Origin of the sequence: Photobacterium japonica, from assembly GCF_050337005.1 — a bacterium.
GTDB classification, from domain to species: domain Bacteria; phylum Pseudomonadota; class Gammaproteobacteria; order Enterobacterales; family Vibrionaceae; genus Photobacterium; species Photobacterium japonica.
The window spans coordinates 33737-59970 of sequence record NZ_JAKJSN010000028.1; the positions used below are offsets into that span (position 1 = coordinate 33737).

Below are 26234 nucleotides of genomic sequence, written 5' to 3' on the forward strand. Positions count from 1 at the left end.
TCGGCAACTGCATGAATACTTGAGAGAAAAGAAAGGAATATTTTTGCTTATGCAGAGGAATGTACAGAAAGGAAACCACATACGAAAAACGCTGACTAATCACACCCAACTCTTGCTTAGCCAGCGCCCTAAAAACGGTTTATTTCATGCGTTTAAATTATGCTTTCGCATTCTGAACTCCCCCGGCGAGCAGCCCATGTGCTTTTTAAACACCCGCGAAAAGTACGATACATCTTTAAAGCCTGCAGAATGGGCAATTTGTGAAATTTTTTCCCTATCTGAGCTAAGCAACCCGCACGCTAAATCCAACCGTTTTTTAATAATGTATTGCTTGAGCGTTACCCCCATCACACTGTGGAACAATCGTGAGAAATAGGTCGGTGAATAATGGCAAGCATTGGCAAGATCTTCCTCCCGCAAAGGCGCGCTGATGTTTTCATCAATGATCTTCAATGCAGGACGGATAGACATTTCACGTTGCTCAAAGCCTTGCACCGGTTCTGTTTTCACACTGTGCGTATGCAGACGGCTAAAGCAAGCATCGATATCCTGCTTCGTAGCGCTGGCGGCAATCACATCTTCGCCTCCGGCACGCAATACATTCAAGGCCAAATCGGCATCCAAGCGGTGATATACCACAACGACCTTAGTCTGAGGAAAGCGACTTTTCACTGAACGCAGTAATTCAAATCCGTTTGACGTGGAGTCGATGACTTCTAAGAAAATCAACTCCTGCCCCGTCATGGTCGACAACAATTCAAAAGGAGACACATCAACCACATCATGTGACAGCTTCAGGTTTTCCTTTGCCTCAGCGACTTTATCGTAATGGCTACAACTCACCCAGATCACAAGCGTTCACCTTTTTCTTTGGCTACGTATGTATAGCATTGTATGCGAGGATTAACTCTCCTTGTCAGTCAATACTGAACGTTCTTTGTTCGCCCATTCTTGTCAAAAAAATGACGTCACATGGATAATTAACGTCTATAAACCTAAATAAATCCAGAATTTAGTTTTGTTTCAACAATAAGCAATGACATGCCGTACATTCTGCTATTCCTGTGAGTTCAAAGAGTTAAACTAAGCGCATAATCATGAATAGCTACATTATTAAAACCAAAAGAAATAACAGTTATTTTTTAATTCTTTTTTTATCTATCTGGGTCACCCTAACTGCCGCTACAAAAATTAATTTCAGCACATGAAAACACCAACGTAACAGTATAACAACGACGCGGAATATCCCTTGTTGTTATGAGACTAAAACGACTGATTACCCACACCCCCTCTTTCCCTAACGTCATTGTCATCACAAATTATTCACAACATGTATTCCGAGCATAAAAAACGCGTGTCGTAGCAACGATACAACTTGCGAGTTATGTAACACTATTGATATTTCAATCTTTTGCAGAATATACAATGACAACACATCGTCGGCTTTGGTCATGCTTTGCTATCCTCATTGCAACCGCTTCTTTCTTCCCTCGTGCCGTGTTAAGTCATCCAACGGATGAGCCCGTTATTGCACTTTACTATCCTGATTGGAAAATCTATAACAAACAGTACATTACCCCTAGTCAATTACCTGCGGATAAAATTACCCACATCATCTATGCCTTTTTGGCCGTCTGCGGGCCCGTCACGGCCTCACCGGATAACGTGCAGCGTTTAATGGCGCAACAATGCCAAAATAAACCGACAGGCACCGCTATTTTGTTTGACGGGTTTGCGGCGACACAAAAACAGCTGCCGGGTCACACCTCTAAGCAGGTCAACTACCTTGGTAACTTTGGGCAACTCAAGTACTTAACCGAACAGCATCCATCACTCAATGTACTCGCCAGTTTTGGCGGATGGACACTGTCTGAACCGTTTCATACCGTGATTCAAGATAAAAAGACACAGTACGTCTTTGCCCGCAGCGTTCGCCAATTACTGGAGAAATATGACTTTTTCACCGGCATACAGATTGATTGGGAATACCCTGGTGGTCATGGCTTAGCGGGGATCGGCCTTGATCGACGAGAAGAAGAAAAGCACGGTTTTACCCAGTTGCTACAGGCCGTAAAGCGAGAACTCACGGGCCTGGAAAAACACACACAACGCCGCTACGAATTGTCAGCTGCGATCAATGCCAGCCCGAAATTTAGCGGCAGTATTGACTGGCCACAGGTGGCCCCCTTACTCGATCACGTTTTTCTGATGAGCTACGATTATTTAGGTAATTGGACCAATACCGTGGGGCATCACAGTAACCTTTTTGCCACCCCGACCACACCGAGTGGGCTCTCCGTTTCCGGGCAAGTGCAATCACTGCAGCAACAAGGTTTGAGCAATGATCAAATCATCGTCGGTGCGCCTTTTTACGGCCGAGGCTGGCAAGGCGTTAACGCATTTTCCCCTGAACACTTAGAAGGGTTAGATTCAGCTGGCGGGATCAATAAAGGCTCAAACCTTAATGAACCGGGTTATTTCACTTATCATGATATTGCCAAACATTTTCTGGCTAAAAAACAACTCGGTTTTGCTTATTATTACGACCAACAAGCCGAAGCCGCCGTACTCTACAATCCGAAATTAAAAGAATATATTTCTTTTGATGATGCCCGCTCCATCAAAGCAAAAGCCGATTATGTACGGGAACAACAGCTTGGCGGCGTCTTTGCCTGGGAAGCCACCGCTGATTATCAAGACCAACTGCTCGATGCAATCCGCGCAGGGCTCTACCCGATCCCCGAAACACAAACATCCCCTTCTGCTGCCCCTTTTTTGCAAACCTCGCGCATTCCTGCGTCAGAAAATGGACAACAGAACACACCAAGCAATGTGCCACAAACAAATGAAAATTCAGTAAATTGACACTTAAAAAAGAATAAGTGGTTAATAATTGCGTCAAAAAAAGTCTAAGACGTTGGTTTTTTTTGAAGACAATCTCATTTTTATTGATTAATATGTGCTGGAAAATTTGAGTTCCGATGAAGACAGCAGGAGAGTGGCACGACCTTACCGGTCAACGCCCGCCGAAGAAGTAAGTTCACCATCCCGTTTGAAACCCTTTCAAACAATGGCGAGTAAATCTTTCAGGCACCTTACTGATTGCCCTGTTTGCAGGTGTAAGACGTAAAGTATGGACTGTTGTTGGAGGAGCCTCTGGAGAGATCCGTTAAATCGGACGCCGAAGGAGCAAACCTACATCGCTACGCGTGATGCAGGTGAAACTCTCAGGCAAAAGGACAGAGGAGATAAGTTCAACAGCTCAGAAAGTTTCATACAACTTTTTCTGTAACACCATTACAACGGTATAACTGTTGTTCTTTATCTCTTCCTTTGATGTTTAAAGGTAAAGAGAAAATGAACCCACTATATAATTTTTTACAAACAATCGATAACCTCGTCTGGGGTCCCCCACTTCTACTTTTGCTAGTAGGTACGGGTCTATACCTGACAATTCGTCTAGGTTTTATCCAAATCCGTTACCTGCCACTCGCTTTGGGGCACCTGTTCAAAGGCAATAAAGACAGCAAAGCCGATGGCGATGTGTCTAGCTTTGCCGCCCTGTGTACCGCCCTATCCGCCACTATTGGTACCGGTAACATCGTTGGTGTTGCAACCGCCATTAAATTAGGTGGCCCGGGTGCGCTATTTTGGATGTGGCTTGCCGCTTTATTCGGCATGGCAACCAAATACGCAGAATGCCTACTTGCCGTTAAATACCGCGAAACCGATGCAAATGGCCAAATGATTGGCGGCCCAATGTATTACCTTGAAAAAGGGGCAGGTCAGAAATGGTTGGCGAAACTGTTTGCCATCTTTGCGCTGGGTGTCGCTTGTTTCGGTATCGGTACGTTCCCACAAGCGAATGCGATTGTGGATGCGGCTGCCCTGTCGTTCTCTATTCCTCGTGAAATCACGGTTGTAATTCTAACCATATTGGTCGCGACGGTAACATTGGGTGGCGTAAAGTCCATTTCAAGCGTTGCCAGTAAAGTCGTACCGTTTATGGCTATCTTTTACGTGGTGGCGTGTTCACTGGTACTGATCGCACAATACAGCGCGATTCCAGAAGCGATCCAGCTTGTGATCAGCTCTGCGTTCACTGGCCATGCGGCATCTGGTGGTTTCGTGGGTGCGGGTATCATGCTGGCGATTCAATCAGGGATTGCACGCGGTGTATTCTCAAATGAATCTGGCCTAGGTAGCGCACCTATGGCAGCCGCAGCCGCAAAAACCGACTCGTGTGTAGAGCAAGGTCTAGTCTCGATGACGGGTACCTTCTTTGACACCATCATTATTTGTACCATGACGGGTTTGACCCTTGTGGTAACCGGTGCATGGCAGAGTGATTTCGCTGGTGCTGCGATGACCAGCCACGCTTTTGCTACTGGTTTGGATTCGAGCCACTTCGGCCCAATGCTGGTGACGATTGGTTTGATGTTCTTTGCCTTCACCACCATTCTAGGTTGGAACTACTACGGCGAACGCTGCATCACTTACCTTTTCGGTGTGAAAGCCATTCTGCCGTATAAGATCTTCTTCTTGATGTTGATCGCGATGGGTGCCTTCATGAAACTGGATATGATTTGGCTGATCGCTGATATTGTGAATGGCTTGATGGCCGTCCCGAACCTCATTGGTCTGATTTTATTGCGTGAAGTGATCATCACCGAAACGCGTCAGTATTTTGAGCAGTTGACCTCACCATCATCAGCGTCACTGAAAGAAAGCGCCGTTTAAGCCCTAAACGCATCACAATAAAATCGCAGCAACGCAGAACATAACGGCACCCCCATGGGGTGCCGTTTTTTATACCCGCTAGTCAAGGTATTGCGTGAGTTGCTGATACACATCAAAGCTGCTGTCTTCTATCCAGCATTCCGTGATAAGCCCCGCCTCTTGTTTCAAAAATAGCATGCCCGTCATACTGACGCGCTGCGTTTTCTTCGGGATCCGTGCCCAGCCGCCAGTATAAAAAGCGTTACACTGGTATAGCACGACGGTTTTTTCATCTTGCTGAATAATATCGTTAAATTGAAATTCTACGTCACGAAAACGTTGATTCCATACCGACAACATCGACAAATAATCATCATGGCTTAAGGTGTAGGATTTCCCTCCGGGTAAGTGAAACTGCAACGGTTCTGCTGCCAATGCCCGTAATTGTGCCTCATTACTTTTTGCCCATACCGCATTGAACCAGCGCTTCACCCACTCATGGTCTGAATCCATGTGACATACCTCAACATTCATGCCTACCCTTATAATGAATTAGCACAATAACGTAAAAACAGACCACTCAAACCCACAAAAAAAGCAAATTTTTACATCAATAATGTGATGGCTGAACAAGGGGATATTGTAAAAACAGCCTCAACGTACGATGATATCCCCCTCGACGCTCAACACCGAATGGTCGGTATATCGTGCCAGCGGGTCGTATATTGCGGGGTCAGGCGATCCCGCCGCATCGTCCATTTTGGTGTGGTGCCTTGTGCTGCCATAAACACGGTACCGGTGCCATATTTGGCATTCAGGCCATCAAATGCCTTCATCAGCGCCAGATTGTTTGCATGTGGATCAAACAAATCAAACTGCGCGTGCGATCCATCCACCAAGTCAATCAGCCCGACGCCTAGCTTATAAAACCGTACACCCGGCACAAACAATTCAGCGACCGCTTTGGCAATGACCTGCATAAGGGTACACGTATCGTCCGTTGGATAGGCAAACCGATATTGAAAACGACGCGTCACCGGCTTTTCATCAAACGGGGAGTTACTGGCAAATACCATCATGTGCTGGCAAAGCGATCCTTGCTGGCGTAACTTTTCCGCCGCAATATGCCCCTGCCGACACAGGGCTTGCGAGAGTGTTTCAGCACACACAATACGATCACCCACACTGCGGGTAGAGAAAATTTGTTGCTTGTCAGCACGGGCTTCCCCCCACCCTTTACATGCTTCACCGTTCAACTCCCGCACGGTACGCTCAATCTCCACATTGAAATTTTTCCTGGCTAACGCGGGCGGTATCTCAGCCAGTTGCAACGCTGACCTCACCCCCATGATCCGCAACTGTTTTGCGGTACGTGGCCCGATACCCCACACATCTTGCACATCCATGGCTGACAATACGGTACGACGCGCGGTGTCTGTTCGGAGTACACATACACCTTGGTAAGCTTCCATCTTCTTCGCAGCATGGTTAGCCACTTTCGCTAATGTCAGCGTTGACCCCATGCCCACACAAACAGGTAAACGACACTCTTTCCAAACCGCCTTGCGTAACGCCTGTGCATGCGCGGTTAAATCAGGAATCGCCTGTTGGCAACGCTGAAAAGAAAGGAAGGATTCATCGATAGAATAGATATACTGATCCGGGGCAAAGCGGCCGATCACTTCCATCATTTTGGCAGACAGATCGCCGTATAATTCATAGTTTGATGAACACGCAATCACCCCTTTTTGCTCACATAAATCGCGCATAGCAAAATACGGCTTACATTTTTTGATCCCCACATCCTTCGCTTGCCGGTTGGCCGCGACCACCATGCCGTCATTATTCGATAGCACGATAATCGGCTTGCCACGCCAATCTGGGCGAAACACCTGCTCTGCCGAGCAATAAAACGCGTTCGCATCCACCAGCGCAAACATTATGCCTCCAACAAACGGCTAGGACGATGACAGCGAATGGATCGCACAACCACCCCTTCGATAGTGAAAGGCACGTCTGCCGCAATCCAAATAGGCGCATAACCAGCCTGTGCGGATACCAAGCGACGCTGGCGCAAATCGATGATCTTACAGACAAACTCGCCATTGTAATTGGCCACAATAATGTCGTGATCACGCACTTGAACATGACGGTCAATGATCAAAATATCGCCATCAAAAATACCAACACCTTCCATCGACGTCCCTTGCGCCCGTCCGATATAGGTCGCACTGGGGTGCTCCACAAGCAATTCATCGAGCGATAAAGGTAACTGGTGATAGTCAGCAGCAGGGCTGGAAAAACCGGTAATGCCGGCACTGGCAGGAAGAAGGATCACATTCATAGTTAAAAAATAACACTGTCTATTTATACAGTGTTATTTTGGGGGATATTGCATTGAAAAGCAATGTGGAAAGTACGCGGCACGTGATCAGAAAAAACGAATGCGCTCATGTTGAAAGCGCGGAACATAAAAAGAACGCGACTCACCGAAACCGTGCTGTATGCTGCAACACCCACAGTTGGGCGCGCTGATCGTGCGTGTTTTCGGCCAAGCGATTGGCAAGATGATGCCATTCTTGCTGTTCCGCATCCGGTAAGCGAGTCATCTGTCCGTCCCCTAAATCAAGGGCGGTTTCAATCATCAATTGGGCATACTGTTCTTGCTTGGCGAGTTGCCATGCGGTCTGCATCCACTCGGTGGCTTGCGTATAATCGCCTTGTGTCGCGTATAAACGCGCGGTTTCACGCAAATAATACACTTCCGCCCGCGGCTCAGATTGCGCCAAAAACAGATTGGCTTGTTCTAGGTAGTAACGGGCATTCTCCATGTCGCCCCGCATCACGAACGTGCGGGCAATTTGGCTCAGCAGTTCACTCATGAAGGTTTTGTCCATGCTGGAAGCAGCCATATTCAACATGGCAAAAAACGTGGTTGCGGTCAGCGCTGGATCGTCATAGTTCCACATCGCCATGTAGTCAGGAAAGTTAAAATCGGCATAACGGTGGCAATACGGCACGTCTTCTTGTGCAGCCTGCGCCGTAAGTACACTCTGCCCACCCAGTACAACAGCCAACACACCCAGTGCTGCTACTCTCGCTGTGCGTATAGACGATGACTTCGCTGCCTTCCCTGCTTTCATACCAATCACATCATTCCATTGTTTTTAATTACACTGACTGTCTCACTACTATATCTGTCACTCTCCCATCGCGGTATGCGCCCGCTAAGGTGAGAAAGCTATTTGGGAAACCATTCACAGCTTTGATCAAACACACCTTTGCAATGGCCATCATTAACCGATCTGGTACGCACTCGCCATATCACGCTCTCCCACCATCTATTTCACCCATAGAATGTCAGGGGAATCGTTGATTTTTCTGATCTTATATTTCATCAATACAAACATAATACCGATGAGTAAATAAACGACACTGACGAACATGTTCACAATAGCGATTAAATAATGGTCTGCATCTATAGCGTAATAAAACACATCAAATTTATCAGTGACATGAATGATACCTTTATGCTTATCTATATCGGTAACAACAAGCTGCCTATCTTCCATTTTTACGGATTGACAATCATGACACGCAATATAGCGCACCAGGTTATCTTTACTTTCACAAATACTGCTGTCATACGCAGGCCTCGTTGACGTTGCATACGTATAGTCCTCTCTTCCCATCCCATTCAGCATAAATACTGTCCGTCGTATTTTAGCTTTTTTATCGATGGCATTAACTGCTTTAGTTATCTTTCCAGATTTGCAATAGAGTCGAAAAGCCGAATAGACTTCGCTATAGTTATATTTATTATGGCGAGTATCTTCATCGAACAAAACAAAGTGTTGATTAACGTGACTATAATATAAATCTCTAACTTGCAGTAAATCACCTACTTCTGTATTTTTCAAATCCTCTGTTTTTCTTACATATTGACTTATTTTTGAATCGCCAAATTTGTCTTCATTATGTTCATAATAAGGCTTAGCTGCTGCTTGATGGTGGCTTTTGGCATGAAAAAGAAACATTGCTGAAAGAATAAAACCTACGAACATTACCACCAAAATCAATTCAGGCCAACAATCTTCATCTCGCGTGTATTTTACACCATTCACCTTTTCCACACTCAAAAAGTGGGTTTGCATCATTGGGTCTAACGATAACAACATTGTATAATGCTGGCCGACTTCAAGTGGGTGTTGGGTTTCAATAAAGACACCATCAATCATCCCAACAGTTCCATTTCTGTAACTATCCACCGGTTTGTTATACCTATCAGGCAGGGCATAGAATATCCCCTCCACAGAAAAATTTCGTGTCCCCGTATAAACAAAAAAAAGTATCAAGATGAGAAAGACAACAATAAGAGGTATGGCAAATACTGAAGCTGACGTCGCATTGAGTACAACGAAAAAACCGGTGAAAAACCATGACATTCCTGGAAGAAGAGCAAATTCAGCCCCCATATATATGGCACCGATATGCGGTTTCTTGGAAAAGGTTTCCGTCAACTCAGCAACCACATCAAAATCATTCATTTTCGTGATATAAAGACAATCCTTATACACGACACCTTCAGCGTCTACTTCCTTTTTATCTTCTGCTTTCAGTAAAATCTCCGAATAATTCACATGTTCTTCATTAAACTCATTACATTGAGAAAGAATAATAGGTTGATAAGGTCTATACCCTGTTTTAATTTTTATCCCGTTGATGGTTAATGGGTCACCACTAAAGAATGCGGATTTCTGTCCCTGACAAAAATGTCCCTTTATTTTATATACGTTACCATCTTTAAACGTTTTACCGTATATTTTCCTCAACATAGTCAACTGTTGATGAGATAACGACGTGGATGATACATTTTCAGGCACAAGGTGATTAAAAAGCAATGTCTGACGTGTGTCTTTTGCATTTTTAATAGACAGCAATGGAATAGCAGCAATAAACAACGTAAAAACAGAAATAATTAAAACTATTAGAATAATCACAAAAACTCCATTACATGTGATATCAACATCTATTCAAACAGACATTCACGACCAACAAGACAAAGCCGGAAAATAAAACGTCTGCATCACGTACTACCCTGAGTGCCACATGCCCTTATAACCACTATATAGACATGCACTATATAGACAGGCACGCAGAGGAAAAACGGAAATATTCCGCACACCGACACGGCATCATGACTTTGTGATGACTTTCACACATGGAAGTCAATGTATTGAATTAAAAGTGAAAAATAGAACAATCAAAGGCGCATAACGTAAGAGGAAAAGCACAGGCACAGCGGTGACTGTGCCCATGTACAGGAAGGTGAGACGATTAATGTAACGACAAGCGTGACAACACCGCTTGGTAATGCGCTAAATCTGGAATGTGCGTGTGATTACCTTTTGTGGCCCCCACTTCAACATACTCGTAACCTAACTCTTGCGACGCATGCTTGTTGCGTTCGCCATGACCAAACACGATACGGCGATCGAACGTATAGCCAGAATCTTGCTTGGCACGAAACGCGGCCAACGCCATGATCTCGGTACGACTGAGTGCATCCGATGAAGACGTAAACGTCACATCCGACACATCAATACCTGCTGCGCGTAATTTCAGTTTCGCGGCCGATTCCCACCCGCCCGTGGCTATCGCAATATGGGTGTCTTCGCGAGAACGAATATCCGATAAGAAATCTTGCGCACCTTGAATGGCACGGACAAAATCAGGGTGACTGCACAAGGCGTCATTAATCAATGCCAAATAGCATTGCTCGACTTTTCGGTGTACCAGTGAGCGACTTTCAGTGATGCCGTGCTGAGCGATAATGGCATCTAACACGCCAGCATCCGTGAGATTGGCATAATGACTCGGATCCGTCTCCATCTCTATGCCTAACACGTCTCTCACCGCCTGCGCGTAGCAACGTAGGTCGATTTTTTCCGAGTTCACCAATGCGCCATCACTATCAATTAAAAACAAATTCATGGTTTCACGAGCCTTTATTATTTTTAGTTATCTTTGAAATCAGATCGTGATCATGCACCTGTAAACAAAATGTTGCAAGTGCCGACATCTCAAAGCCAGTAAAAACAGAATGAAAAACTCATCTTTATTTTCAATGTGTTATTTGTATCTTGTGACAAAGAAAGCGGACGGTAGTAGTGATTTATTTTGATCTATTATCAATTTTTAAACGTATTTTCCGACAACTAAAGTGCAATTTGTTAACATGACGTGATGGATACGCAAAGGCAGATGGCCTAGATCCTCCTTGCTGTGGCACCCTACTTGTTTTGGCCACACGAGGAAATAAAAGCATTAATGATGCTATGACATAAAAAAGAAGAAGGAAGAAGCAATGAGTGATAAGACAAACCGCAGGACTTTTTTAAAATTCAGCTTAGCCAGCCTAGTAGGGATCACACTCGGCGATAAGGTCTTACGTTCCGCCCACGCTGCAGACGCACTCCCGCATTTAACCGAAGATGATCCACAAGCCAAAGCCCTTAAGTATGTCCATCAGGCGCCCGACAGTGCCAAGCACTGCGCCAACTGCGTACTGATTCAGGGCACTGATGGCGAAGAATGGCGACCATGCGCAATTTTCCCAGGCAAAGCGGTCAACGCGAAAGGCTGGTGTTCAGCGTGGGCACAAAAACCCCAATAATGCGCGATATATAACACGACGGTTCATAGCCATAAGCAACAAACGAAAACCGTCAGCATAAAAAACGCCCACATGATGTGGGCGTTTGCGTCTTTTGGCTGTTAGCGTTCTAGCAAGATGATGCTTAACGGAAGCACTGATCGGCCCAACGAGCCAGACCAGCCGTCACCGAGCCAAAGTAGCTACCGCTGACCACTGGAATGTTCGGCAACTGCTGCTCAATACACGCACGCAATACTGGTGAACGCGCTGTACCGCCCGTCATATACACCACATCTGGCTGCTTACCACTTTGGGTGATCGCTTCTGTCACTAGCTGGCTGATATGCACTTTAGGGGCTTCAATCGCTTCAGCCATGGCTTGCTGTGTCACATCCACATGCAGTAATTCCGACAAGTAGCTCAGATCCACACGGTGTTGCTGTGCATCCGACAGCGCAATCTTACACTCTTCAGCCTTGCGCACTAACTGATAACCCAAGGTTTCATGGTATACACGGATCAAACGCGCCAATTTATCCGGCTCGGCCGCGTCACGACGCAATTGCTCTAGGGCCGTGCGGTTGGCCGACCCGTAAAAGTCGGTTTGTGCGACCACGTTGTTGATGGCAATCGGGTTCCAGAATTGGCTGATCGGCATTTCAATCCCTTTCAGGGTCTTACTGCCTAAACCAAACTGCGGCATCAGTTGACGAAGCGCAACGTAAATGTCGAGATCGTTCCCGCCAACACGCAAACCGCTATGAGCCAACAAACTGGCTTGGCGATCCGTTTTACCGACCCAGCTTGGCCCCATTTCGATCATGGAGCAGTCCGTGGTTCCCCCGCCGATATCCACCACCAGCACGGTTTTATCTTCTGTCAGCGTACTTTCATATTCAAGGCCAGCCGCTACCGGCTCAAACTGAAAATCGATGTGCTGAAAACCAGCACGTGCTGCCGCACGACGAAGAATCGACTCCGCTTGTTGGTTGGCTTTTTCGCCACCGGTACCCTGAAAGTTCACCGGGCGACCAATCATGGTATGGGTGATCGCCTGTTGTAGGCTCGCTTCCGCTTTCGTCTTGATGTTCGACATCATCGCGCACACCAAGTCTTCAAAGAAGCTGATTTGTACGTCACGCAAACCATTCGCCCCTAAGAACGATTTCGGCGACTTCACGTAGTAGACTTCTTCAGGGTCTTCTAAATACAGATCCAACGCCGCCTGACCAAACAGCAGATCGCCTTTTTCAACCACAATGTCTTCGTCGCGGTTCATGGCAATGGCACGACGCAGCACTTGTTCACCCAGCGCATCCGCTGGTTTTACCCCCATGTGGCGGTACAAGTATTCACTCACCGCTTCGCGCGTAGGCGCACACAGAGTCGAAGAAATAAACGTATTATCGCCTTCGAGGGGAAGCATGCGTGGCTGCCCTTGCTCCATCACAGCCACTGAGCAATTTGCCGTTCCATAGTCAAATCCGATAAACATGTTTCCTCCGAACCAATAAAAAAGCCGGCCATCATACTGCATCTCTTCATGAGATCAATCAAAACCCGCGACCCTTGCCAACTTCTTAACAACAGGCAATTAATTTATAAATCAATAGCGATTTATGGCATATTTTGAGCCATAATAATCCCTTTAACACATGACAAAAGATCACTATGAATAAACGCATTAAATTTCTGGCTCCCGCCGCTTTTCTTCTTGCCATCCTAGCAGGCTGTAGTGACAACAATGTGCCAAAAGAAGGTACACAGTACACGGTTGTCCCAACCCCGACAGAAAACGTGGACAGCGTGGTTGAAGTCTTTTCATTAGGCTGTGGTCACTGCCGTAACATGGAAACCATGCTGCCTGAGATCAAGAAAATGGCGGATGTGGATGTGCAACAGATGCACGTGACGTTCAATAAAAGCGCAGAATTGGCCGCGTACATTTATTACACCGCCGCCATTCAAACCAACGGCAAGCCGAGCCCTGAATTAAAAGAAGCGCTATTTGGCTTCGTGCAAGACAAAAAAGCGGACGCCACGGAAGAAGAAAACCAAGCGGCCCTCAATGCGATTTTTGCAAAATACGGCTTGGTGAGCCCTTACGCCCTGGATGACGCACAGCGCGAAAAAGTGTTCAAAATGCTGACTGACTCACGCTTGCTAGAAACCAATGCACAAATTACTTCTGTGCCCTCTTTCTTGGTACAAGGTAAGTATTTGGTGAACAACGCTGAGCACGAGAGTTTGGAAGATTTGGCTAACACCATCCAATACTTGTCACAAAAGCAGGATTAAGCGTCGTCCGTCAGCCTACACACTGACACCCCAACGCTATCCCCAAAAAGCAGCACGTTAATTGCTGCTTTTTTCATTTTTCCGCTTCTGTTTTTCATCCACTCTCATCCTAAAAACACCGCTCTGCGACCCACTTCACGCCCCTACCGTCCCTTACAGATTACGTGCCAATCTGACGGATACAACCAATCAATCTATCCAGCGCCACCCGATTTATCATTTGGTTACATGCCATCATTATCTCTCTGTCAAGACTTGAAGATCATCAGGGTTAGTGGTTTGATCTGCGCCTTGTCTCGTTCACGTCTCTCATGCTCGACAACGTGATTCCAATATAAAACAGTTTCTTATGGTGGTTTTATTGAGGGCGGGCAACACACACGACTGATTAAGGTGCATTGTAATGGCGAAAACTCCAACGGCTTCGGAAGTATCTCAAACAATTGATATTGCATACCAATCGACCTCGATGGAGATCTGGGACAGCAAGTATCGACTGAAATCAAAGCATGGAGACGCGATTGATATCACGCTAGATGACACTTTCCAACGCGTCGCACGCGCATTGGCCGATCTAGAACAAGAAGACGTCAAAGCACACTGGTATAACGCATTCCTATGGGCCCTGCGCAACGGGGCGATCCCTGCTGGCCGCATCACCTCTAACGCTGGTGCGTTTGAACACAAACCGGCCACGTCCACCATCAACTGTACCGTGTCTGGCACCATTGAAGATTCGATGGACGACATCCTCAATAAAGTACACGAAGCGGGTCTAACGCTGAAAGCAGGCTGTGGCATCGGTTACGATTTCTCGACCCTCCGCCCTCGTGGGGCATTTGTGTCGGGTGCGGGGGCCTACACCTCTGGCCCCATGTCGTTCATGGATATCTACGACAAAATGTGCTTCACCGTCTCTTCTGCCGGTGGTCGTCGTGGCGCGCAAATGGGCACCATGGACATCCGTCACCCTGATATTATCGATTTCATTCGCGCTAAACGTGAAGATGGCCGCTTACGCCAATTTAACCTGTCTCTGCTGATCACCGAAGACTTCATTGAAGCGGTGAAGAACGATGCCTCTTGGCAACTACTGTTCCCCATCACCGCCAAAGAAGCCAAGCAAGACAAGATGGATCTCGACAACGATGACAGCATTGTGTGGGCTGACTGGCCAACCAAGGCCGAATTGGTAGAAGACAGCGAAGGCCGTGTCGCCTGTAAGGTGTACCGCACCCTGCCGGCACGTAATTTGTGGAATGTGATCATGACATCCACCTATGACTACGCAGAACCGGGCTTCATTTTGATCGACAAGGTGAACCAGATGAACAACAACTGGTTCTGTGAAGACATTCGCGCCACCAATCCTTGTGGAGAGCAGCCGCTACCGCCGTATGGTGCATGTTTGCTGGGCTCGATCAACCTGACTAAATTTGTTCGCCAGCCATTTACCGATGACGCAACGTTTGATTGGGACACCTTTCGCCGCGTCGTTGCTATCTTCACCCGTATGCTCGACAACGTAGTGGAAATCAATCAGCTGCCATTGGAAAAGCAACGTCATGAAATCATGCACAAACGCCGTCACGGCATGGGCTTCTTAGGGCTCGGCTCAACCATCACCATGATGCAGCACCAATACGGCAGCGCAGCATCGGTGGCCTTTACAGAACAAGTGGCGCAAGAAATGGCGATCACCGGCTGGAAAGAGTCCCTGAGCCTAGCGAAAGAGAAAGGCGTCGCGCCGATCATGGACGAAGTGTTCGAGATCACCGCGAAAATGCTGCGTCTACGCCCTGAAATGGCCGACGATGGCATCCAGATCGGCGATAAAGTGAAAGGCAAAGTGCTGCACGCCAAATACAGCCGTTACATGCAGCAAGTGGCCGACATTGAGCCAGAACTCGTAGAAAAACTGGCGAAACACGGCGGTCGCTTTACCCACCACAGTTCGATTGCCCCGACAGGCACGATTTCGCTGTCACTGGCGAACAACGCCAGCAACGGCATTGAGCCCAGCTTTGCGCACCACTACACCCGTAACGTGATTGTCCCAGGCAAAAAAACCAAAGAAAGTGTCGATGTGTATAGCTTTGAATTGTTGGCTTACCGTGAGTTGGTGAATAAAAAAGCAATGCCTTACAGCACCGACGATGCCACTCGCCTACCGGAATACTTCATCACGGCAGACGATATTACTCCAAGCCAGCATGTTAACGTGCAAGCCGCGGCACAGCGTTGGATTGACTCGTCGATCTCGAAAACCGCGAACGTCCCAACAGACTTCCCGTTTGAAGATTTCAAAGACATCTACATGGATGCCTACGACAAGGGATTAAAAGGCTGCACCACATTCCGCTTCAACCCGGAAGTGTTTCAAGGCGTACTGGTGAAAGAGAAAGATTTGGAAAACACCACATATGTCTTCACGCTGGAAGATGGCACCACCTTTGAAGCGAAAGGTAATGAGCAGATTGAGTATGATGGCGAAACGCACACGGCGGCGAACCTCTACGATGCGCTGAAAGAAGGCTATTACGGTAAATATTAAGGTATAGGGTAAAGACAGATGGTCAAAAAAATTGACAGCAAAATTGTTGCCTTCAAGGTGAAAAGCCAAGAGCAAGAAGCCACCTCTGCCGCGCCAGCGACGCCAGAAGTGGAAGTACAGCACATGCATGAAGACATGCCGCGCCCTGAAAAGCTGCTGGGTACCACCTATAAGTTAAAAACGCCGGAACACATTTCAGAGCACTCCTTGTTCATCACCATTAATGATTTGGTGCTCAATGAAGGCACAGAGTATGAAGTACGTCGTCCGTTTGAAGTGTTCATCAACTCCAAAAGCCTTGAGCATTACCAATGGATTGTGGCGCTGACACGCATTATGTCGGCGGTATTCCGTAAAGGCGGTGATTGCACCTTCTTGGTGGAAGAGTTACGCTCGGTCTTCGACCCACGTGGTGGCTACTGGAACAAAGGCAAATACGTCCCTTCTTTGATTGCTGAAATCGGTAACGTGATTGAGCAGCACTTAACGGAAATCGGCATGCTGGGCGAACCTGAAGTGGATGCCCACCAGCAAGCGTTTCTGGAAGCGAAAAAGGCGGAACTAGCGGGCAAACCAGAGCCTGCTGCGGAAGAAGAAACCGGCGGTAACTTTCCGCCAAGTGCGACACTTTGCTACAAGTGCCACAACAAATCCGTGATCGTCAAAGACGGTTGCCAAACCTGCCTGAACTGCGGCGATTCAAAGTGTGGTTAAGATCGGGTAAATGAATCTTATCGTAAATAGAAAAAGCTGCTTAGGCAGCTTTTTTGTTGGTTAGAGCCACGGTTGATTAAAACTCAGTTATATTTTCCAGTTTTGAGTTCGATGGAAGTGTAAAAACATGGGCATCTCAATCATTTTTACAATCAGTCAAAATAATTATTAGCAACAGTCACAGCACACCCAACCTTAGTAAGCAACATCACCTTACTCTCATCACATTTTCCGAGCGACTTCTTTTTTTCAGCCCACGCCCATTGTCAACGATCCCCTAACTCAAGATACTGCATTAAGAACCTACATCCCCAACGAATCACACAATTTCACTTAATCAAGGGCACAATGAAAACGCTATCCAGACAACGGAAAATCAATCCATTTAACCTCGTTAAAACGGTACTGGCTCGCACACTGTTTTTTGGTGTGCTTGCTTTTTATATCGTTTATTTGGTCAATGAACCCTTCTTATACCAAGTAGGCTATATCCTGCTCATATCGAGTGTCTCCATCATGATGGATTATCTGGCATCTCGCTCACCCCGCACTGAAGCGATCAGCATCAGGAATGACAAAATGACATTACTGAATGTTGATATTGATTTATCCAGCACTCATGAAATATTGTATTTCCAAGCCAAACGGTTTGAACACACAATTCGATTTCGTTTTAACAATGACACCTATCAGGATTTTGAATTATCCGATTCAGATTTGATCGAAAACCTGCGCTTCTACCATTTCCTCGTCGACAATCAGTTACCGGTTAAAATGCTGGATGACGGTGAACGACTTAGATGAAAAAATAATGAAACATCACCTTACAGGCAATTCGTATGACACTCTCAAGATCAAATCTTTGTATAGCATTTATTATCGGATGTGTGGGTATTTTTACCTAGATATCACACCTGAACGCACACAATTATTTCATTAGGGATGAACATAATGATTTTCAATAAAATAAGCAAACTGGTTGTTTTAGGCTTATTTAGCGTCAGCACACTGGGCTTAACATACGTCGCCCATCGCATCGCCACGGATCCCGCTCCGCATATCGGTGCTGACCCGCAGTGGATAACACAGTTACTTTTCGGGTTACTGCTCTGTGTCTTATTCCTGCCATTTACTGCTTCGACACGCCTCAAATATGGCATGGTGGCCTATTGCATCATTTTCATGGTGATACTGTACGCGATCAATTATTTCGGTATTCTGCTTGAATACGGGGAGTGGATCGATCGCGGTATGCAACAAAGGCCATTTTGATACCGATAAACGCTATTACTCGCGGCTTATTTCTCCTCGGCCACCAACTCTCTACCCAGCATCGTAAACAGCTTCTTGGCAATATCGGTGTTATCCATTTGCCCAATGAACTGCTCTTTGCCTTGTCCAAAGGCAAACACTGGGACATCGACCCCAGTATGACCGCCTGTTGTCCAACCGGTATTGGTGCGCTTATCAATCACACGATTCAAGGCTTGGTATAAGGCTTTCGCCCCTTCTTTGTGCGCAGGTTGCAGTATAGCGATTTCAGCTTCCGTTAGGGTAAAGCCGAGCTGCTGATTGAGCGTTGATGGATTCCACGCTTGCTCGGCATGGGTCACCGCTATCGTGCGGGGTGAAGCCGTAAACTGATGCAAATAAGCCGGTTCCCAACGGTAGCCCCCTTCTCGTTCTCCCATGGTCATGCCACCAGTATTGTGATCGGCCGTGACGACCACCAAGGTATTCGGATGCTGGCTGACATAAGTTTCTAACCACAACAAGGCACGGTGTAAATCGTCCATTTCTGCCATAGTCGATGCCACATCATTGGCGTGGCTGGCCCAATCAATTTGTGACCCTTCCACCAATAAGAAAAATCCGTTGTCGTTAGTCTCTAAACGCGTGACTGCCGCTTTCACCATGTCTGTTAAACGGTCAGGATTCGCTTCATCCAACGCCGCCGGTAGGCCTCTGTCGGCAAAAAGTCCCAATACGTTGTGATTATCGATCGTTGACAGTTGTGCGTAGCTGTCGATGTACTGATACCCTGCCTGCTTGAATTCTTCAACAAGGTTGCGATCGTCTCGAATAAAGTATTGCCAGCCGCCCCCCAGCATGACATTGACCTTAAACTGGTCGTCAATCTTGGCATCAAAGTAGCTGTCTGCAATCTCGTTATACATACGGCGTTGCGGCACATGCGCAACATAACTGGCGGGCGTGGCGTGATTAATTTGCGAAGTCACCACCAGCCCGGTCGATTTACCCAAGGCTTTGGCATATTCCAGTACGCTTTCGACGGGCTGCTGATCGTTATCTAGACCAATGGCGCCATTATAGGTTTTATAGCCAGAGGCCAATGCAGTGCCAGAGGCGGCACTGTCGGTGACGAGCCCTTGCGATAAGGCCGGATAGGTACTGCTACGCCCAACAAAATGGCGATCAAATACGGTTGATTCAACCTGCGGCGTGGCGGGATCATCATGAAAATAGCGATACGCCGAGGTATGCACAGGTCCCATGCCATCACCCACCACCATAATAATATTCGGCGCATCAGCCCAAACAACTGGCGAAAAAGCGGCGGCAAACAGTGACGATAACCCTAACGATGTGGCTAAAAATGAACGAGAAAATAACGGCATAGCAAGCCTCCCTGGCGGAAATGGTTCAAATCCGATGAACCGATAAGCGTTGACACGTGATCATGCCAGCGAGGAGAGCAAAAGATCAATGGGGAGAGTGTAAGAAAATCCCAACGGGTGCCGTAAAAAAGCCGTGACTATACTTGCACATCGCCACGGCCTCATGTTTTGGAGTCTGTTATCGTCAGTGTTTGATCACGATAGTATTAGCAGCCAAGTCCCCAAGACGTTGACGCTTGCGGGTTAAAATGAAGATGGCATCAATCACGCCAATAACCGGGGTCAAAATGTTACGGAGGAACGATTGCCACAGTGAACAATACGCCCCAGTGTCTTTATCAATCACCGCCATGCTCAGCACACGCTTGCCCAGGCTTTGTCCCCGTGGCAGCGCGTCGGCAAAAATCCAATACAGCGCTCCACTACCCAATGCCATAATATCAATGTAATTCTGTTCAAGCGCCAGCGCCTTACCCGCCGCGAACAACGCAAAAATAATGACGAAGGCCACAATGGCGTCCAGCATTTGGCCGACATAGCGGCGACCCGGGCTAGCGAGATAACGTCGCGGGGAGGATGCCGATGTGTTTTGAGGTGCTGTCGCGTTTTGATTCAGGTAGGCACCAATGCCATGCTCTGATTCTGCTATATCGGTTTGTGTGCATGACGACATGGATGGCTCTGCGCCCTCTTCTGCCACTTTGATGTCTGTAAGTTGAGGTTCAATCCGCATATCAACGCTCCTTGTTGACGGTTTACATAACGCTGTTTATTCGCTTCTATTTTATCTGCTTGCTACAAGCTGATTTTTGCCCGCAGAACGTACCACCTTCGCACACCATATGCAATTGCACGCAATAAAGAAAAACGGCTTCATCGTCATACCCACTGGGTGACAATGAAGCCGTTTTACGTGATTACAATTTACGTCATCACAATAACACGCGGATAATCATCCTTATGGGGATAAGAATGGATTACTCCGCTTTATGCTCAAGCAGTACCATCACTTCAGCGTGTTCAGTATGCGGGAACATATCGAACCATTGCAGGCGCTTAACTTGATAGTTTGGCATGCCGTCCAAATCCGTTTTTAAGGTCTGCGGGTTACAGCTTGAGTAAATAATGTGTTTCGGGGCCAGTTCCACCAACTGATCCGTCAAGGCTTTGCCCAAACCACGGCGCGGCGGGTTAACCAGCACCAATTCAGGGGCGCAGTTGTGCATGAGCGAGAACTTGGCGGAATCCAACGCATCGAAATCCAGATTAGTAATCCCCATGGCTTCTGCGGAACGCTTGGCACTGGCAATCGCTTCTGGCTCAATCTCGATACCAGTCACTGCTGTCTGCTCGCTGGCACAATGCAAGGCAAAGCCGCCGACACCACAGAACAAGTCCCACATTTTTTGAGGGGTGATTTCACGTACCCACTCGCGTGCTGTCGCATACAGTTGCGCTGCCACTTTCGGATTCGTTTGGAAGAAACTCTTCGGACGGATCACCATCGGCACATCATTGAACTGTTCAATCAACGAATGAGATTCGGTCAGGAAGAACTCCTCGTCCCCTTCTAAACGCGCCATGTGTACCGGCTGCAAATTCACAGAGACCACTTTGATACTTGGGAATGCGGTCAGCAATCGCGGTAGGTTGCTCTCTATGCGGGCAACCGCATCGCGGCTACGCATAACAAAGCGCAGCATAAACTCGCCGTGATGTTCACTGCGGGTCAACAGCACGTACTTCAGCTCACCTTTTTTCTTATTTTTGTTGTAAGGCGGAATACCGGCAATGCGAATCCAGTCTTGCAGGTACGCCAACACCGCTTGCATGTCTTCCGTATACAACGGGCAATGCACCAAGCTGACCGGCTCACTCTGCCCCTCTTTTTGAACATCCGCCCCTAAAATAGGGGCATGTGCGGCACCTAACACCACCATTTTGGCCTTATTGCGGCAGGCGGTTTCATCGCTGGTGACAGCAGGTAACCATTGTTCAGGCATACGATCGATAAATAAGGCTTTTAAGGCTTCGTCTTTTTGCGCGATTTGCTGTGGATAAGGAATGCCACTGTATTCACAAGATTGGCACTGCTGCTGATTATAGAAAGCACACTGCATAGTGTTTAACTAGCTAAAAGTTAAAGATATTATTTTATTATTCTGCGAGAAAAATTCCATTTGAGTTGTTTATCGATACGATTTAATACGCTCGCTATGTATTTTAGGAATACGCACACACGCTCACGTTTCTGTCATTTGTGACCCGATCATTCTCTCGAAACAGCCACGCCTTGACAGTAATCACCCCATCAATCCGTTAAATTGGAAGGATGATCACTTTATCCTAGCCTCAATGAAACTCTCACAACTTAATGCTTTTAAAGCCATTATCGAATGCCGAACCATCACCGCCGCTGCTGAGCGCCTGAATTTAAGCCAACCGGCGGTCAGTCGCCTACTCGCCGGATTAGAAGAACGCTTACGATTTAAATTGTTCATCCGCAAAGGTAACCGCCTCGTGCTAAGTGATGAAGGGCAAGCCTTCTACCTTGAAGTCGCCAAAGTGTTTGATGCTGTTTCTGGCTTAGATCAGGCTGCACTTTCTATTCGCTCCCGCCATTTTGGCAGCCTGAATATCGCCGCGATGCCTTTATTGTCAAACACCTACCTACCCCGCGTGCTGGCGAACTTTCTGCAACAGGCCACGAAACTCAAAATCGGCTTGAAAACGTATCGTTCCGAAGAAGTGATCCGGCATGTACAAAGCCAGACCACTGACATTGGCTTTGCTTTCGTTGATAGCCCTGTGGCAGGCGTACATGCGCAGCGCGTGTCTTGCGAGTGTGTCTGTCTCATTCCGGTTACCTCCCCGTTGGCCGCCTTGGCAGAAATCGATATTCATGACATCGCCAATCAAGTACTGATCCGCCACGAGAAAGATGCAACCCAATGCAAAATCGACACCCTACTTCGCCGCTATGGGCTTTCCACTATTGAACAAGTTGAAGTGTCGCTGGCCAGTACCGCTGCCGCACTGGTACGCGAAGGGGTCGGCATTGCCATTACCGACCCCTTCACTGCCGCCATCGACAGTGAACACCCACAAGTAGTAATGCGTCCCCTCGTGTTCAGCCTGCCGGTTGAGTTCGACATTCTGTACCCAGCACTGAAACCCATTCATCGTCATGCTGAACGCTTCATAGAGCAATTTATGCTGCTGGCAGATAACCTGAATATCGACTTGAAACTGGGCCCGATGCGGGATCTCAACGAGTAGCACGTTGCGTGCCTTCACACTTTACTCGCGAATGAAGCACGAAAAAATTAAACCAATTAGCTATTTACAATCAATAAGTTAAATCAAAAACAAACAGCCAGTATAACTTTTTTGCATGGCTGTTTGCGCGTTCATCATTGGTCTGACAGCACCTTGGCTCCTTACTCTGAGTGCAACCCAACACTCAATATAAAAAGGAATAATTATGTCAACGCGTGTTTCTGTTATCGGCTCAGGTAATGCAGGTTTAACAGCGGCTTACCACTTCACCTTACACGGCGCGAGTGTGTGTTTATATGGGGCAACCGGCTTTGATCAGCCATTAACGGATATTGAACAACAAGGCGGTATTGAAGCACTTGCCAGCTTCAATGATGTCGAACTGACATACTCAGGCAAGCAGGCTATCGATAAAGTCAGTCGCAATCTGCAAGACACCTTGGAGTATGCCGATTTGCTGGTACTGCCAGTGCCGTCTTTCGCCCAAGAGCCGCTGTTCATCGACATGCTGCCGCACCTACGTGACGGCCAGATCATCATGCTGATGCCGGGTAACTATGGGTCACTGGTGCTCAACCGCATTAAACATGAACAAGGTTACGGCCATTTGGATATCACCTTTGTGGATGCGATATCCATTCCATGGGCAACCCGCATTGTCGGCCCGGCACAATTGGCGATTCTGGGCATGAAAGCCTTCTTACCTGTTGCAGCCTTCCCTGCGAACCGCACCCAACAGGCCATTGATGCCCTACAGCCTGTGATGCCACTGCCACTCACACCACTGAACAATGTGGTTGAAGCGGGTCTGGAGAACATCAACTTTGGTGGCCACCCACTGCTGACCACCTTGAACATGGGCTTGCTGGAAAACTTCGACGGCCAATTCAATTACTACAAAGACTGCTGCTCAATCTCAACCGCCAGGGCTGCAGCGGTGATGGAATCAGAACGTCTGGCCGTGGGCAACGCACTGGGCTTAACGCTGAAGCCAGAATTGGAGGCGATGAACGCCCTGTACGAAATGGACTGCCCGTCAGTCTATGAGGTTAACCGCACCTCTGAAACCCACGGCAAGCTTAACAGCGCACCAAACTCTGCCGGTAACCGCTACATCACCGAAGATGCGGCTTACCTACTGGTGCCGTGTTACGAGATGGCGCAACTTGCTGGTATTGAAACCCCGATGATTACGTCGTGTTTGCATATCGATAATGCCTACAACGACACCGACTATTTCACGACGGGCCGTACTCTGAAAAAGATGGGATTGGATAACCTGACACCGGCTGAAATTATCGATTTCGTGGCATAAACCGTTATACGCATAACACACGTGGGGCCGCGATGCCCCACCCGCTGTTAAAAAGCAGGATACGCATTATGAGTAAATTCAAGTTCCCCTCTGCCTATACCATTTTGATGCTATTAACGGTGCTGATGGCAATCCTGACGTGGGTGATCCCAGCAGGTCAGTACCAGATGGAAGCCCACGCGACACTAGGTAAAATGGTGCCGGTTGTTGGCTCGTACCAAACCGTCGAGGCGAATCCACAAGGTATCATCGACATTCTTATGGCCCCGATTCAGGGCTTTTATGATCCTTCTGAATACGTCGCTCGCGCCATTGACGTGGCGGTGTTTGTGCTAGTGATTGGCGGCTTCCTGGCGGTGATCACCGAAACGGGTGCGATTGATGCGGGCATCGCCGGTACCATGAAACGCCTTGCGGGACGTGAAAAATGGATGATCCCGATTTTGATGGGCTTGTTTGCGCTAGGCGGCACCGTGTATGGCATGGCTGAAGAAACCATTCCGTTTTATGCCCTGCTGATCCCGGTGATGATCGCCGCTGGCTACGATAGCGTGGTCGGTGTGGCGATTATCATGGTCGGTGCGGGTATTGGCTGCTTAGGATCCACCATCAACCCGTTTGCCACGGTGATTGCCTCTAATGCCGCTGAAATTAATTTCATGGAAGGCTTTGCCCTGCGCGCGGTAATTTTGGCGCTGGGCTGGTTGCTGTGCGTGATCTACGTGATGCGTTATGCTGAGCGAGTGAAACGTGAGCCTTCAACCTCGATTGTGGCCAACCAGCGCGAAGACAACGTAAAGCACTTCCTGCATGGCAAGGCGCAAACAAATCTGACACTAACGAACACCCACAAAGCCATTCTGTCTATTTTCGCCCTGACGTTTGCCGTCATGATGTGGGGCGTATCGGCCAAAGGTTGGTGGATGGCGGAATTGTCAGCCCTGTTTATCGGCTCTAGTATCGTGATTGGCTTTGTAGGCCGTCTGTCTGAAGCGGAGATCACCGATAGTTTCGTCAACGGCGCCCGTGATTTGCTGGGTGTGGCGCTCATCATCGCCATTGCCCGTGGTCTGGTGGTAGTGATGGATAACGGTAACATTACCCATACCATTTTGAACTACGCAGAAGGACTACTTGGCGGCCTGAATGAAATCGCCTTCATCAATGCCATCTACTTTGTGGAAGCGGTGCTGTGCTTAGTCGTACCGTCGTCATCTGGCCTAGCAGTACTGTCAATGCCGATTCTGGCACCACTTGCAGACTTTGCCGGTGTCGGCCGTGACTTAGTCGTGACCGCCTTCCAGTCAGCGTCTGGCCTGCCAAACCTTGTGACGCCAACCTCAGGCGTGGTCATGGGCGGCCTTGCCATTGGCCGTGTCGCCTACACCACGTGGTTACGCTTCATTGGCCCGCTGATTGGTATGCTTACGTTGATGATCATGGTTATGCTCAGCATTGGTGTGGTGATCAGCTAATCTGATCTGTCATATAGAAACAACGTAGATAGAAATAAAAAGGACGGTGATCACTCACCGTCCTTCTTTTTCATTTAAAGACTTGCTACGTCATGCTGTTATCACAAAGATTGACGTACGCATAATGGCTTAAATGACTCTCTTGATTACAACTTGGTCCATGCATCAGCCCAGTACAGGCTATCACCCGGCGCATAACCGGCGTTTGAACACCAACCGGAGAATGGCCACGGCTTACACTCATACAGAGCATTATCTTTACCGACCACAATGTCACCCGGTTTATAAGACGTACCCGCCACATAACTTGGGTAGCCCGGTTCGACTGGTGGTTCAACCGGCGGCTCGACAGGGGGCTCTGGATCAACCGGTGGTTCTGGGTCGACTGGCGGCTCAGGATCAACAGGAGGCTCAGGGTCTACCGGCGGTTCCGGATCAAGACTGCCCACCATAAATGGCACGGTTTTGTGCTCAAACTGATTCAGCGAGGCAAACAGGTTTTCCAGCGGCGCATCATAACCGAACCATTCTGCGAGCGAGGCATTGACCTGATCGGCGGCGATTTCTGGGATCAAACGGCCAC

At 47.8% G+C, this 26234-nt stretch carries 22 protein-coding genes, 1 pseudogene and 2 riboswitches; of the genes and pseudogenes, 11 read left to right on the plus strand and 12 right to left on the minus strand.

Features of this window, described 5'->3' with window-relative positions; all coding sequences use genetic code 11:
- Positions 1-144: 144 nt before the first annotated feature.
- Positions 145-852, minus strand: a complete 708-nt coding sequence (locus L4C36_RS12260) for a response regulator transcription factor (RefSeq protein ID WP_428478091.1) — start codon at positions 850-852, stop codon at positions 145-147.
- A gap of 573 nt (positions 853-1425) precedes the next feature.
- On the opposite strand from L4C36_RS12260, the gene L4C36_RS12265 reads away from it, so the two are divergent.
- Entirely contained in the window at positions 1426-2865 is a 1440-nt protein-coding gene (locus L4C36_RS12265; protein WP_428478092.1) for a glycoside hydrolase family 18 protein, read from the plus strand.
- A gap of 116 nt (positions 2866-2981) precedes the next feature.
- Positions 2982-3111: riboswitch (glycine riboswitch) on the plus strand.
- A gap of 35 nt (positions 3112-3146) precedes the next feature.
- Positions 3147-3253, plus strand: a riboswitch (glycine riboswitch).
- 104 nt (positions 3254-3357) lie between these two features.
- A complete protein-coding gene (locus tag L4C36_RS12270) occupies positions 3358-4740 on the plus strand; it encodes an alanine/glycine:cation symporter family protein (protein ID WP_428478093.1) in 1383 nt (460 codons plus the stop codon).
- Positions 4741-4818: 78 nt separating this feature from the next.
- Here the strand turns inward: L4C36_RS12270 and L4C36_RS12275 are convergent, their stop codons facing one another.
- The 6 genes from L4C36_RS12275 to L4C36_RS12300 all read right to left on the minus strand — a co-directional run bounded on the left by L4C36_RS12275 (position 4819) and on the right by L4C36_RS12300 (position 10713).
- A complete protein-coding gene (locus tag L4C36_RS12275; protein WP_428478094.1) occupies positions 4819-5232 on the minus strand; it encodes an ester cyclase in 414 nt (137 codons plus the stop codon).
- A 170-nt stretch (positions 5233-5402) separates the two neighbouring features.
- Entirely contained in the window at positions 5403-6659 is a 1257-nt protein-coding gene (locus tag L4C36_RS12280) for a Y-family DNA polymerase (RefSeq protein WP_428478095.1), read from the minus strand.
- The gene (locus tag L4C36_RS12285; RefSeq protein ID WP_428478096.1) at positions 6659-7063 is read right to left on the minus strand and encodes a LexA family protein; all 405 of its coding nucleotides are present in this window, start codon (positions 7061-7063) and stop codon (positions 6659-6661) included. Before L4C36_RS12285 ends, L4C36_RS12280 begins: the two co-directional genes overlap by 1 nt.
- 142 nt (positions 7064-7205) lie before the next feature.
- A complete protein-coding gene (locus L4C36_RS12290) occupies positions 7206-7862 on the minus strand; it encodes a hypothetical protein (RefSeq protein ID WP_428478097.1) in 657 nt (218 codons plus the stop codon).
- Positions 7863-8060: 198 nt separating this feature from the next.
- Positions 8061-9719 (minus strand): hypothetical protein, encoded by a 1659-nt coding sequence (locus tag L4C36_RS12295; protein ID WP_428478098.1) that lies wholly within the window; start codon positions 9717-9719, stop codon positions 8061-8063.
- Positions 9720-10056: 337 nt separating this feature from the next.
- Positions 10057-10713 (minus strand): HAD family hydrolase, encoded by a 657-nt coding sequence (locus tag L4C36_RS12300; protein WP_428478099.1) that lies wholly within the window; start codon positions 10711-10713, stop codon positions 10057-10059.
- A gap of 373 nt (positions 10714-11086) precedes the next feature.
- Here L4C36_RS12300 and L4C36_RS12305 point away from each other — a divergent pair, with 373 nt between their 5' ends.
- Complete coding sequence (locus tag L4C36_RS12305) at positions 11087-11395, plus strand: high-potential iron-sulfur protein (protein WP_428478100.1); 309 nt, start codon at positions 11087-11089, stop codon at positions 11393-11395.
- A gap of 124 nt (positions 11396-11519) precedes the next feature.
- Here the strand turns inward: L4C36_RS12305 and yegD are convergent, their stop codons facing one another.
- Entirely contained in the window at positions 11520-12872 is a 1353-nt protein-coding gene (gene yegD, locus L4C36_RS12310; protein WP_428478101.1) for a molecular chaperone, read from the minus strand.
- A 176-nt stretch (positions 12873-13048) separates the two neighbouring features.
- Here yegD and L4C36_RS12315 point away from each other — a divergent pair, with 176 nt between their 5' ends.
- The 5 genes from L4C36_RS12315 to L4C36_RS12335 all read left to right on the plus strand — a co-directional run bounded on the left by L4C36_RS12315 (position 13049) and on the right by L4C36_RS12335 (position 18215).
- Positions 13049-13675, plus strand: coding sequence for a thiol:disulfide interchange protein DsbA/DsbL (locus tag L4C36_RS12315; RefSeq protein ID WP_428478102.1), 627 nt, complete (start codon positions 13049-13051; stop codon positions 13673-13675).
- A gap of 403 nt (positions 13676-14078) precedes the next feature.
- On the plus strand, positions 14079-16229 hold the full coding sequence (locus tag L4C36_RS12320; RefSeq protein WP_428478103.1) for an adenosylcobalamin-dependent ribonucleoside-diphosphate reductase: 2151 nt from the start codon (positions 14079-14081) through the stop codon (positions 16227-16229).
- Positions 16230-16247: 18 nt separating this feature from the next.
- Positions 16248-16943 (plus strand): TSCPD domain-containing protein, encoded by a 696-nt coding sequence (locus L4C36_RS12325; protein WP_428478104.1) that lies wholly within the window; start codon positions 16248-16250, stop codon positions 16941-16943.
- A 579-nt stretch (positions 16944-17522) separates the two neighbouring features.
- Positions 17523-17747 carry a hypothetical protein gene (locus L4C36_RS12330; RefSeq protein WP_428478105.1) on the plus strand — a complete coding sequence of 75 codons (225 nt, stop codon included), beginning with the start codon at positions 17523-17525 and terminating at the stop codon, positions 17745-17747.
- Positions 17748-17894: 147 nt separating this feature from the next.
- Positions 17895-18215 (plus strand): hypothetical protein, encoded by a 321-nt coding sequence (locus L4C36_RS12335; RefSeq protein WP_428478106.1) that lies wholly within the window; start codon positions 17895-17897, stop codon positions 18213-18215.
- Positions 18216-18241: 26 nt separating this feature from the next.
- Here L4C36_RS12335 and L4C36_RS12340 read toward each other — a convergent pair whose 3' ends face one another.
- From L4C36_RS12340 to rlmC, 3 genes are all read right to left on the minus strand, one after another.
- The gene (locus L4C36_RS12340) at positions 18242-19582 is read right to left on the minus strand and encodes an alkaline phosphatase (protein ID WP_428478107.1); all 1341 of its coding nucleotides are present in this window, start codon (positions 19580-19582) and stop codon (positions 18242-18244) included.
- 184 nt (positions 19583-19766) lie between these two features.
- Positions 19767-20315, minus strand: a complete 549-nt coding sequence (locus L4C36_RS12345) for an RDD family protein (RefSeq protein WP_428478108.1) — start codon at positions 20313-20315, stop codon at positions 19767-19769.
- 244 nt (positions 20316-20559) lie between these two features.
- Entirely contained in the window at positions 20560-21702 is a 1143-nt protein-coding gene (rlmC, locus tag L4C36_RS12350; protein ID WP_428478109.1) for a 23S rRNA (uracil(747)-C(5))-methyltransferase RlmC, read from the minus strand.
- 235 nt (positions 21703-21937) lie between these two features.
- Between rlmC and L4C36_RS12355 the strand changes: the two genes are divergently transcribed.
- The 3 genes from L4C36_RS12355 to L4C36_RS12365 all read left to right on the plus strand — a co-directional run bounded on the left by L4C36_RS12355 (position 21938) and on the right by L4C36_RS12365 (position 25651).
- Positions 21938-22861, plus strand: coding sequence for a LysR family transcriptional regulator (locus L4C36_RS12355; protein WP_428478110.1), 924 nt, complete (start codon positions 21938-21940; stop codon positions 22859-22861).
- Positions 22862-23066: 205 nt separating this feature from the next.
- Positions 23067-24176: an NAD/NADP octopine/nopaline dehydrogenase family protein gene (locus L4C36_RS12360; protein WP_428478111.1), complete on the plus strand. Its 1110-nt coding sequence runs from the start codon at positions 23067-23069 to the stop codon at positions 24174-24176.
- 68 nt (positions 24177-24244) lie between these two features.
- Entirely contained in the window at positions 24245-25651 is a 1407-nt protein-coding gene (locus tag L4C36_RS12365; protein ID WP_428478112.1) for a YfcC family protein, read from the plus strand.
- A gap of 146 nt (positions 25652-25797) precedes the next feature.
- Here L4C36_RS12365 and L4C36_RS12370 read toward each other — a convergent pair.
- Positions 25798-26001, minus strand: a pseudogene (locus tag L4C36_RS12370) (hypothetical protein); the annotation flags it as partial.
- Positions 26002-26234 lie beyond the last annotated feature (233 nt).

Bases quoted from the DNA above. Each gene is read 5' to 3' on its own strand.
- L4C36_RS12325 (WP_428478104.1), top strand. From the start codon at position 16,248: ATGGTCAAAAAAATTGACAGCAAAATTGTTGCCTTCAAGGTGAAAAGC.
- L4C36_RS12335 (WP_428478106.1), top strand. From the start codon at position 17,895: ATGATTTTCAATAAAATAAGCAAACTGGTTGTTTTAGGCTTATTTAGC.
- L4C36_RS12365 (WP_428478112.1), top strand. From the start codon at position 24,245: ATGAGTAAATTCAAGTTCCCCTCTGCCTATACCATTTTGATGCTATTA.
- L4C36_RS12270 (WP_428478093.1), top strand. From the start codon at position 3,358: ATGAACCCACTATATAATTTTTTACAAACAATCGATAACCTCGTCTGG.
- L4C36_RS12355 (WP_428478110.1), top strand. From the start codon at position 21,938: ATGAAACTCTCACAACTTAATGCTTTTAAAGCCATTATCGAATGCCGA.
- L4C36_RS12345 (WP_428478108.1), bottom strand. From the start codon at position 20,315: ATGCGGATTGAACCTCAACTTACAGACATCAAAGTGGCAGAAGAGGGC.
- L4C36_RS12265 (WP_428478092.1), top strand. From the start codon at position 1,426: ATGACAACACATCGTCGGCTTTGGTCATGCTTTGCTATCCTCATTGCA.
- L4C36_RS12275 (WP_428478094.1), bottom strand. From the start codon at position 5,232: ATGGATTCAGACCATGAGTGGGTGAAGCGCTGGTTCAATGCGGTATGG.
- L4C36_RS12280 (WP_428478095.1), bottom strand. From the start codon at position 6,659: ATGTTTGCGCTGGTGGATGCGAACGCGTTTTATTGCTCGGCAGAGCAG.
- yegD (WP_428478101.1), bottom strand. From the start codon at position 12,872: ATGTTTATCGGATTTGACTATGGAACGGCAAATTGCTCAGTGGCTGTG.
- L4C36_RS12330 (WP_428478105.1), top strand. From the start codon at position 17,523: ATGACATTACTGAATGTTGATATTGATTTATCCAGCACTCATGAAATA.
- L4C36_RS12320 (WP_428478103.1), top strand. From the start codon at position 14,079: ATGGCGAAAACTCCAACGGCTTCGGAAGTATCTCAAACAATTGATATT.
- L4C36_RS12285 (WP_428478096.1), bottom strand. From the start codon at position 7,063: ATGAATGTGATCCTTCTTCCTGCCAGTGCCGGCATTACCGGTTTTTCC.
- L4C36_RS12315 (WP_428478102.1), top strand. From the start codon at position 13,049: ATGAATAAACGCATTAAATTTCTGGCTCCCGCCGCTTTTCTTCTTGCC.
- L4C36_RS12360 (WP_428478111.1), top strand. From the start codon at position 23,067: ATGTCAACGCGTGTTTCTGTTATCGGCTCAGGTAATGCAGGTTTAACA.
- L4C36_RS12340 (WP_428478107.1), bottom strand. From the start codon at position 19,582: ATGCCGTTATTTTCTCGTTCATTTTTAGCCACATCGTTAGGGTTATCG.
- L4C36_RS12305 (WP_428478100.1), top strand. From the start codon at position 11,087: ATGAGTGATAAGACAAACCGCAGGACTTTTTTAAAATTCAGCTTAGCC.
- L4C36_RS12290 (WP_428478097.1), bottom strand. From the start codon at position 7,862: ATGAAAGCAGGGAAGGCAGCGAAGTCATCGTCTATACGCACAGCGAGA.
- L4C36_RS12300 (WP_428478099.1), bottom strand. From the start codon at position 10,713: ATGAATTTGTTTTTAATTGATAGTGATGGCGCATTGGTGAACTCGGAA.
- rlmC (WP_428478109.1), bottom strand. From the start codon at position 21,702: ATGCAGTGTGCTTTCTATAATCAGCAGCAGTGCCAATCTTGTGAATAC.